Origin of the sequence: Prevotella sp. S7-1-8 (assembly GCF_000758925.1) — a bacterium.
GTDB lineage: Bacteria > Bacteroidota > Bacteroidia > Bacteroidales > Bacteroidaceae > Prevotella.
This window is the reverse complement of the sequence record NZ_JRNC01000099.1, coordinates 1-9620: the sequence shown is the minus strand read 5'-3', so window position 1 is coordinate 9620 and position 9620 is coordinate 1. Positions and strand designations below refer to the sequence as shown.

The 9620-nt window shown below is 55.0% G+C and carries 9 protein-coding genes; 2 read left to right on the top strand and 7 right to left on the bottom strand.

All coding sequences use genetic code 11. The features are described 5' to 3' along the window. From HMPREF1640_RS11715 to HMPREF1640_RS11690, 6 genes are all read right to left on the bottom strand, one after another. A partial coding sequence (locus tag HMPREF1640_RS11715; RefSeq protein ID WP_036895053.1) for an N-6 DNA methylase occupies positions 1-3180 on the bottom strand: 3180 nt, incomplete at its 3' end. Then, complete coding sequence (locus tag HMPREF1640_RS11710) at positions 3170-3622, bottom strand: DUF1896 domain-containing protein (RefSeq protein WP_004304266.1); 453 nt, start codon at positions 3620-3622, stop codon at positions 3170-3172. The genes HMPREF1640_RS11710 and HMPREF1640_RS11715, both read right to left, overlap by 11 nt. A gap of 162 nt (positions 3623-3784) precedes the next feature. After that, positions 3785-5872: a type IA DNA topoisomerase gene (topB, locus tag HMPREF1640_RS11705; protein ID WP_004291456.1), complete on the bottom strand. Its 2088-nt coding sequence runs from the start codon at positions 5870-5872 to the stop codon at positions 3785-3787. 60 nt (positions 5873-5932) lie between these two features. After that, on the bottom strand, positions 5933-7504 hold the full coding sequence (locus HMPREF1640_RS11700) for a DUF3945 domain-containing protein (RefSeq protein WP_036895050.1): 1572 nt from the start codon (positions 7502-7504) through the stop codon (positions 5933-5935). A 20-nt stretch (positions 7505-7524) separates the two neighbouring features. Further along, positions 7525-7875: a helix-turn-helix domain-containing protein gene (locus HMPREF1640_RS11695; protein WP_004291454.1), complete on the bottom strand. Its 351-nt coding sequence runs from the start codon at positions 7873-7875 to the stop codon at positions 7525-7527. A 3-nt stretch (positions 7876-7878) separates the two neighbouring features. Then, positions 7879-8241 (bottom strand): helix-turn-helix domain-containing protein, encoded by a 363-nt coding sequence (locus tag HMPREF1640_RS11690; protein ID WP_004304264.1) that lies wholly within the window; start codon positions 8239-8241, stop codon positions 7879-7881. A gap of 201 nt (positions 8242-8442) precedes the next feature. On the opposite strand from HMPREF1640_RS11690, the gene HMPREF1640_RS11685 reads away from it, so the two are divergent. Next, positions 8443-8742: a helix-turn-helix domain-containing protein gene (locus HMPREF1640_RS11685; protein WP_004291426.1), complete on the top strand. Its 300-nt coding sequence runs from the start codon at positions 8443-8445 to the stop codon at positions 8740-8742. 31 nt (positions 8743-8773) lie between these two features. Beyond that, positions 8774-9079 (top strand): helix-turn-helix domain-containing protein, encoded by a 306-nt coding sequence (locus HMPREF1640_RS11680; protein WP_004291424.1) that lies wholly within the window; start codon positions 8774-8776, stop codon positions 9077-9079. Between the two features lie 77 nt (positions 9080-9156). Here the strand turns inward: HMPREF1640_RS11680 and HMPREF1640_RS11675 are convergent, their stop codons facing one another. Further along, on the bottom strand, positions 9157-9519 hold the full coding sequence (locus tag HMPREF1640_RS11675) for a hypothetical protein (RefSeq protein ID WP_004291423.1): 363 nt from the start codon (positions 9517-9519) through the stop codon (positions 9157-9159). Positions 9520-9620 lie beyond the last annotated feature (101 nt).

Genomic DNA, 9620 nt, shown 5'->3' with positions numbered 1-9620 from the left:
CACCTCGTGGTCGCAAATTCCGCCGCCGTTCTGTTTCAACATCCAGACGCAATCCATCTGTGAGGGATAGACGCTCTTGATACCCCGGCTTGCCAGCCCTTTCAGGTTGAGGTCGGGAAAGGTCTGATGGGAGCCGTCGTAGCGCGGGCGCACGAAACAGTTGAACTTGCGGTTATACATCGTCACAAGCCGCTCCTTGAACTGCGGCGACTGCTCTTCGAGCCATTCGGAGAAGCCGTTTCGTATCTCGTCAATCTTGGCGTTGGCGAGTTGTATTCCCTCGCTGTCGCGCATCTTGATGTCGTTGCCATGCTCGTCCTTGCCGATGGACTTCATCATGTCAGGGCAGGTGTTGTGCAGGGCGTGTTTTAGGAGGTGCATACCGTCATAGTTCCGGTAATACCCCTTCACCAGAAACTCGTCCGTGATTTTCATGGTGCGGTAGCCGCACACCACCGAAAACTCGTCCATGCTTGCGGAATAGGCGATTTTCACCTCCGTGTCGAACAGCCGGCTCATGTAGGCGGCATAGACACCCGTCGGAATCCAGCGTTCCCCGAAATTGAAGTCCAGATCCTCGAAGGCGATGCGCTGCGGCTCGGCATCTTTCAGAGCCTCCAACGCCTGCTTCACCTCCGGCATACGCTCATTTTCGGGATTGTCACCCATCCATGCCTCTATGCGTTCCGCTTTCTCTATGACATTTCCGGCGATGAAACGGTCTTTGATTTCGTAACCGGTCACGAGCGGATTGTAGTAGATGCGCCCTTGCAGGGCAGTGAGCAAATCCTCCGCCGTGCTGTCGGTTATCTCCCGCATATAGTCGAGATTGACCGTACCATATTTGTTGAGCGACGCAGACAGGGCTTCTTCGGGAGAGCCTACGTTGGCATGGCTCTCCACCGCGAAGGAAACAGGATGCTCGAAGATGTCCGCCTTGACGAACTTTCCGTTTTCCATCCGTTCCAGCGAAAGGATGTCGCGCCCGCCCGCATCCATCATCACTAACTTCACGTTCTGCTTGGCGTTGAGGTTGCCGTAGCGCATGACAAACTCATCGTAACAGGTATTCAGATGCTCTCGCCACGGAACATTTGCCTCGCGCCGGAGCGATTCATAACGGTACAGACGCTCGTAGGCGTCACGCAGCGACACATACAACAACGCCTTTTCCTTCTGGTATCCTTTCAGGTCGAGCGGCTGGAATGTCGCCCCGTATGGCGTGATGTCTTTCAGGTAGCCGATGTTATGACGCCCCCGGTCAGCCACCAGCGACCCTTCGCGCAGGTGCATCTCCGGCGTGCGGTGGTAGGCACGCGGAGAAAGGTCCACGACTTCCTCCTTCGGCTTTTCCGCTTCGATGTCGGGGAAAAGGAAAGTCCCCACCGCTTCCGATGGGGTATCTGTAACGGCAGGTGCGGCGACTGCCTCCGGCTGTGTTTCCTCCTGTCGTGGCTGCTCACGGGAAGTTTCCGGCACGGCTTTCACTTCCGTCTTTTCCGCCACTTGTTTCTCGTTATGCTGCCTTGCCAGTTCCCGAAGTTCTTTCCTACGCTCCGGCGTCAAACCCATCATCATTTCATAGAAACCGTTGATGGGAGGATTGGTATCCCAGTCCAGTGTGGCATAGATGTCGTCCGGGTCGGCAGGCTTGGCGGTGTTCTCCGCTTTCACCTCCTTATTCTCCATTGCGGGTTTTGCAGTTGGAGCTGTCGGTGTAACCGTGACTTTCGGTTTGGGCGGAGTGGACTTTGCCGTAACTGCCTTTTTCACCGTCTTTTTCTTTTTGGAGGTTTTCGGTTGGCTGACCTCTTCCGTCATCCCCCAGAGGTCAAGCAGGGTGAGCTGCACGCCTGCGGAATATTGCGGGCGCGGTTCTATCTCCGGCTTTTCATCTGCGGGTTGCGGCTTTTCTGTCGGAGTTTCCACCGTCTGCGCCGAGGATACTGTTTCCAATTTTATGGCAGGACGCTCTACTTTATTTTGAACGGCAACTTTTTCTTCCGTTCCTGCCTGCCGGATTGAACCCGAATACAAGCGCATGGCAAGCCTGTAATGGAAATCCTCGTCGAGCATACGGCGCAAATCCCCGGCGATGCCTGCTGCCTTGCCCTCGTGCAGATAAACCATAGCGGGCTTCCCGTAGGGGTCTGTGTCAAGTTTCGCCATCGTATGCACGATGCGTTCCGGGTGGTGGATGAAATAGGCGTTGTCGGTCAGGGCGGTTTTCGTGTCCGTCTGTATCACGGTCATCAGCCGCTCGTCCTGCGACATTTCCTTCTTGCTGAGGTTCTTTTGCAGGACAATCAGGTCACTGCCCACCTCCGTGCCCGCGTTGTCCGTGAACAGGTTGTTGGGCAGGCGTATCGCGGATACCAGATTGGCCTGACTGAACAGCTCGTTACGCACGGAGGTCTTGGTGCTATTCAATACCCCTTGCGAGGTGATGAACGCCACGATACCGCCGTCACGCACGGCATCCAGTCCTTTGAGAAAGAAATAGTTGTGGATGGTTTTCTGGGCGGAGCGTCTGCCGAAAGAGTCGCTCCGCTGAAACTCCGCGTCGAACACGGCAATGTCACCGAACGGAATGTTGGACACCGCCAAGTCGAAATAATTGTTGAACGGTCTTTCGATTTTCTCAAAACCGCAGGTGCGCATTTTCTGGTCGGGATAGAGATGCCTCAAGATTGTACCCGTGAGCAGATCCTTCTCGAAAGCCATCACATCCGCATTGGGGCTGTGCCGCAGCATGGAATCCACGAACACGCCGACACCTGCCGACGGTTCGAGCATACGGGCGGGGCGGACGCTGTAATCTGCCAGCACGTCCGCGATGGTGTCGGTTATCTCTTTGGGGGTGTAGAAAGCGGTCAGCACGGACGCTTTCAGCGAATCCACAAACCGCTTGTACTCTGTTTCGTCCTTGCTGTTCTCACGGATAAGCCTGTGCAGCTCCACCGTCGGGGCGAACAGTTCGAGGTCGGATTTCGCCCACCGGACGGCATCCGTCAGTTCCTTTGCAGGGTTGAGGATACATTTCAGACCGCCGAAACCGCAGTACCTTTGAAGTATGGCACGCTCTTCGGTTGTCGCTGTCCTATTTTCCCTGTCAAGGATGAATGCCGTCCGTATCGCCTCGATGTTGTCCCGCAGTTTCTGTTTGCGGTTAAACGCCATATTCGTCTAAGTAAAGGACGGTTGCTCCCGTCAGCTCCGTGTAGAGCAGGTCGTAATCGGAAGACAGGGCGAAATTGTCATCCGAGAGGTCATAGACGGAGAACACGTTGCCGACAAGCGGCAGCAGTTTCAGGACAAAGGCTTCACGCTTCTCTTCCGGCACTTCATCGGCAAACTCGTTTTCCACGACTTCGCGGAGGATGGCGTAACGGGAATAATGCAGCCCGCGCAGCAGCGTGTCCATCGCCAGTTCCTGCGCACCATCGGCGGGATAGCCTTCAAGCCGTGCCCTCTCATACGTTTCGGCGGCACGGTCGGCCCGTTCCCGTATGAAAGCGGTGTCGTCAGCCTGTTCAAACTTGTTCGTGCGGAGATAGTCCAGCAGGTACAGACCGTAATAGGAAAAGTCGGTCTGACCCTCGTTTTTCTTCTTGTTGTTCATTACTTTGGATTTAGCGGATTGATAATTAACGGGATAATCGGTTGGAAAAAGGAAGAAAAAGGCACTCGGTATCCCTCCGAGTGCCACCACTAAATCCAAAGTATGAGTGTAATCCGGTATCGAAGAACAATTCATTACTCTGAACAAGTGGCAAAGTTAATACTATTTCTTCCGTCCTGAAAATTTCTTGTCCTTTTTAGCCTCCGGGAACACAAAAGTCGTGTTATATTCCCCGTCAAAGGCGACAACAGCATCGAAACTCTTGCCCTGTTTGCTCTTGAACCCTTTGAGCAGCTTGGTATGCCCTTCGGTGAGCAGGTCTTTGATTTCATCGTCGGACAGGGTGCGTCCCGCTTTCAGCCGGAACACGGGCAGTCCGCACTCCGTGTTGTCGCAGCGTACCACCTTGCCGTAGAACCGCATCCTGCCCGTGCCACACTTGGGACACGCGCAGCCGGAGTCACGGCTGCCGAAGAGCTTGTCGCACGAGATCAGTTCGGAGGTTATCTCACGTGTGTACGCCTCTATCTCCTTGCGGAAGGTGTCGTCGGACAGTTCCCCGCGCTCGATACGCGCCAGCTCCTTTTCCCATTCGCCCGTCATGGCAACATCGGCGATGCGCATCGTCTTGACGACGGAATTGAGGGCAAGTCCTTTTTCGGTGGGAACAAGCGACTTCTTGCAGCGTTCCATGTAACCGCGCTTGAAAAGCGTTTCGATGATGGAGGCGCGTGTGGCGGGAGTACCGATGCCACAGTCCTTCATCGCCTGCCGCAGTGCGTCGTCCTCAATTTCCTTGCCCGCCGTTTCCATTGCCGAGAGCAGGGTGGCTTCGGTATGCAGCGGCTTGGGTTTGGTCTTTCCTTCGGTAATGGACGAGCCTTTCGGTGTCAGCGTGTCGCCTTCCTGCCAGCCGGGGATGGTAATTTCCTCTTTTTCCTCGCCATAGACGGCACGCCATCCGGTTTGCTTCACGACGCTGCCTTTTACGGTAAACTCCACTCCGGCACATTCCGCCGTGACAGTGGTCACATCCTTGACGCATTTCTCAGAGAATGCCTCGACCATGCGCCCGGCAATCATCTGATAGATGGTATTGTCCTCTTTGGAGAGGAAGAGCGGTTTCTCACCCGTGACGAGCAGGGCATGGTGGTCTGTCACCTTGCCGTCGTCCACGCTGCGGCGTGTCGGGGCGGCTTTTGCCCGCACCTTGTCTTTCCATTCGGGCTGTGTGCCGATGAAAGCGAGCAGTTTGGGAATTTCGGCAAACACGTCTTCGGGGATGTAGCGGCTTCCCGTTCTCGGATAGGTTATCAACTTCTTTTCGTAGAGTTTCTGCGCGATTTCAAGCGTCTGTTCCGCCGTGAAGCCGTGCTTGGCGTTGGCTTCTTTCTGGAGCGTGGTCAGGTCGTAGAGCAAGGGAGTTTCCTCCGTCTTCTCCTTGCGCTCGGCTTTCGTGACAGTGGCGCAACCTGCCGCCTTTACCTTATTATATAGTTCCATCGCCGGTTCTTTCTCTTTCCATTTCTCGGAGGATGAGAATTTCACGACTTCGCCGTCGCAACCGTCCGTTGCGATATGGAGCTGCCAGAATGCTTCGGACGTAAAGCGGCGGTTCTCCCAGTAGCGTTCACATACCATAGCCAACGTTGGTGTCTGCACCCGCCCCACGGAATACGTGCCGTGTCCGGCGGCGATGGATAACGCCTGTGTGCCGTTGATGCCCACGAGCCAGTCGGATTCGCTCCGCGCTTTGGCGGCGAGGTAGAGGTTGTCGTATTTGCTGCCGTCTTCGAGTTTCCGCAGTCCCTCGCGGATAGCTTTGTCGGTGAGAGAGCTGATCCACAGGCGCACGAAAGGAGTGGTGCAACCCGTATAGTGGTAGAGGTAGCGGAAGATAAGCTCTCCCTCGCGTCCGGCATCGGTCGCCACGATGATATGTTCGCTTGTGTCGAACAGTCTTTTGATGACTTTTATCTGCGACACCACGCCGCTGTCGGGCTTGTAACCTTTCTCCGTCCTGACCTGACGGGGGACGAGCGTGAATGTGTCGGGAATAATCGGGAGGTTGTCACGGACAAATCCGCGCACGCCGTAGCCGTCGGGCATGGCAAGCTGAACGAGGTGTCCGAATGCCCATGTCACGGCATAACCGCCTCCCTCGAAATATCCTTCCTCTCTCTTTGTCGCGCCCACGATGCGGGCGATTTCACGTGCCACGGAGGGCTTTTCTGCAATGATTGTCTTCATGTCTTCTTCTTTTTTGTTGATACTTTGGATTTTATTTTGGATTCAGTGGCGGACACGGGATTACATTTTCATGCCCTTGCCCGTTTTCTTCTGCGGCTTCTCCTGCTGCTGTTGCTGGCGGGCGTCCTTCGGGTTGGTCTGACCTTTCTGCAACGGCTCTCTCAGATTCTTTGTAGCCTCGTTGGTCTTGCCATCGTTGTTCACCGCCACCTGCGTGCGGCTCTCGTTGGACGGAGCAACCTGCTGTGCATTGTCAGGGTTCGTGTCGTAGCGGTACGGGCGTCCCTTCTCCGGGTTGAACTTGATATACATCGTGGCATGGAAGCCCTGCTTGTCGGTCACGTTCTCCAGCTTCACGGCTTTACCCGCCACATAGTCGGCTTTCTGCTGGTCGGTGAAGCTCACGCCGCTCCATTTGCTGATGGGGCGGATGCTGCCGTCCTCGTTCGTCCACGTGTTGCGGCGTTGCTCCTTCTTGGTCTGTGCGGCATTTTCCCCGCCCTGCGCCTGACTTTTCGATGTGTCGCCTTTGGTTTCCTGTGTCTGTGCGGTACGGGGCGACTTGCCGGTTCCCGGCACGAACTCCACGCCGCGCTGCTCCACGTTCACTTGCAGGGTGGTGACGAACTTTCTGCCGTCGTTGCGCTCGATGAGCTTGTCGCGTACGGGCAGTCCGGCGCGGAGCATGTCCCGCTCCTGCGTGGTGATTTCCGTCTTGCCGATGCGCTCCGGGATGCGCACCCTGCTTGCCGGAATGTCCGTGATTTCATTCGTCTTGCGGTCGATGCTGATGTAGGAGGGGATGATCTCGCCCGTTTCCCTGTCCACAATGTCCATGACCCTACCGAGATTGCCCGTTTCGCGGAGGTTCTTCCGGTCATTGTCGGAGAATTTGTGTTCCTTGTACTCATCCAGCTTCTGCTCCTTGCGGATGAAGTGCGGCACGAGGCTGATGTTTCCCTCACCGTCCTTCTTGAAGGAGAGGCGGGCGTCCAGCTCGAATGATTCGCCGCCGAAGGTCGGTTTGACCTTTACCAAGTCGGACTTGCCATAGTTGAGCATCTTCGTAAGGTCGCCGGACTTTTCAAGGTTGTCCCGCTTTACGCCCCATCTGTCCTCCAGCTCCTGCCAGTTGATTTTACTCTCGTCGATGGGCTGGTAGCCACGTTTGCCCTGCATCTGTTCGGATTTGTCCTGTTGCTGTTCTTTCCGTTGTTCCATGTTCTCCTGTTTTTGAGGTTCTTGTTTCTCTGTCTGTTGTGCTGCCATCTCTTCCTGCACCTTCTTCTCATAGTCGGAGGTGTCCACCTTGTGAGGGGCGAGCAGCTCCTTGTTCGCTTCGGGGTCTTTCAGCAGTTGCTTCATCACCTCTAAGAGATTTTCAGCTTGGTCTGCCGCAATGCGGTAGAAACCGAAGCGGCTGGGTTCCTTGCACTGCCGGAAGAAGTTCTTGAAGAAGTTGTCCAGCACGTCGCCATGTCGGTCGAATTGCAGGAAACTCTGCGCGTTCTCCGCTTTTGCGGGGGTGCGCTTGGGTGTGCCGTCCGCGTTCAGCCCGGCTACCACGCTGATCTCGCCTGTCTTCTCGTCACGGACTACCAGCACGTCCTTTTCGTCTTTTTTCTTTGCCATCTGAAAAATGTTTTAATGGGTTATTTATGAAAGAAATTATGGATACGAGCCTTGTAGAAGGCTATATCTTCCTTTTTGAAGTCCTTGATATGGTTGGAAAGGAATGTCAGCACGTCCTCCTCGCTGTAATAGGTCTTCTTGCCCAGCGTCTTGTAGGGCAATGCGCCTACGCTGCGGTAGCGTTGGAGGGTGCGTTTGCTTATCTGGAGCAACATGCACAAATCCTGATTGTCGAAAAGGCGGATGCTTTCCGTGATAGTGGGCTGTTTCCCCTCAGCCTTCATCGCCAGCAGCAGTTCGTCCTGACGGTCGAGCCGTTCCATCAGCTTCTGCATCCAGCCCTCGAAGTTGTTTCGTGTGAGCAGTTCCATGACCTATGTCCTCCTTCCTTTTGGTTTGCCGCCCGTGCGCAGCGTGTGGTTGTGGAACAGGGTGTCTATTGTCCCTTCCTCGTTCCTTACTGTGTTGTCCTCCAATAGCCGCAGTATCTCGGAAAGGCGGTAGCGGCAGCTTCCGCGTACCACCACATACTCGATACGGTGGTCGGTGCGCATACGCTGCATGGTGCGCTTGCTCACGTTGAGCATCTTCGCCGCCTGTGCCGTGTCAAGCAGCTTGTCTTCGGTTTCCCGCTTCCGTTTCTTCTCGTCCCTTGCCTCGCGGATGTACCCTGCGATGTTCGCAATCTGCGCCATCATCTCCTTGTAGGCGGAACTTTCCATTGTTATCACTTTCATGTTCAGTCCTTTCTTTTTGTTTCTGCGACAAAATTCGGCAATAAACAAAAGGGGCTTTAACAACTCACTACGTGACTCACGTAAGATTTTTGCGGAAGATGGCTCCGTAACCCGGTCAAACGGCGCAACAGGCAGCCTTTCAGCGGAAAACGATACGTCTTGTATGCCGTTTCGTTACCTTTGCGGCAAACTCTAAATGACATGAATATGGAAATAGTATCTATCGAGAAAAAGACTTTCGAGATGATGGTGGCGGCATTCGGCGCACTCTCGGAGAAGGTCGCCGCCCTGAGGCGCAAAAGCGACACGGGGCGCATGGAAAGATGGCTCACGGGCGAGGAGGTCTGCGGGCAGTTGAGAATAAGCCCGCGCACGTTGCAGACGCTGCGTGACAGGCGGCTTATCGGCTACTCGCAGATAAACCGCAGGTTCTATTACAAGCCAGAGGAGGTGAAGCGGCTGATACCGCTTGTCGGCACGCTCTATCCGCACGGCAGATGATTTGATTTATTCACCCACTGAATCCGAAGTTATGATGAACGAGAACAACGATGTTTTTACGATGGAAGACGAGCCGATAGCCTCTGTGGTGCAGGATATGCGCAAAGGCTCGAAATGGCTGTCCGCATTTCTGGAAAGCTACCGTCCTCCGCTGGACGGGGAACGTTACCTGACGGACGGCGAGGTGTCGGAACTGCTCCGTGTGAGCCGGCGCACCTTGCAGGAATACCGCAACAACCGCGTGTTGCCCTTCATACTTTTGGGAGGGAAGGTGCTTTACCCGGAAACGGGGCTGCGCGGGGTACTGGAAGCGAACTACCGCAAGCCGCTGGAGTGAGGCGGTTTCATGAAAAAGTAAACGGGTGACACCTTTTGTGGTGCTACCCGTTTACTTGTCTTATGGGGTATGTGCAATCAGCAATACCCGGCTTTTCCGTTCTGTATGAACATCACGTATGTCTGCCGTTTCTCTTGTGAGAGTGCCTTTCCCACCAGCCATGTGCGGAACAGGTGGGTGTTGTAGGTATTCACCCTGAAAGCGACCGGGATGATGATTTCAAGGGCGTACACGTCCGCGTGCAGCCCGTTTTCAAGCTGCATGTAGCGGCACACCTCGTAGTCGTTCAGCACGTCCGACTTGCGGACGGCTCTGATGGCGGCGTTCACTGCCGGGACGGTCGTATGGAACAATCCGGCTATTTCGGTGGCGGTCATCCACACGTCGTTACCGGTTACGCTGACTGCCTTGTCCTCGATGATGATTGTGTCACGTTTCATGGCTTTTCTTTTTAGATGGTGCAACCTGCAAATTCCTCGACGCCGTTCAATCTTGCGGCAAGGTTCTCCATGTCCTGATTGAGCTTCTCTTTGGTTATCTG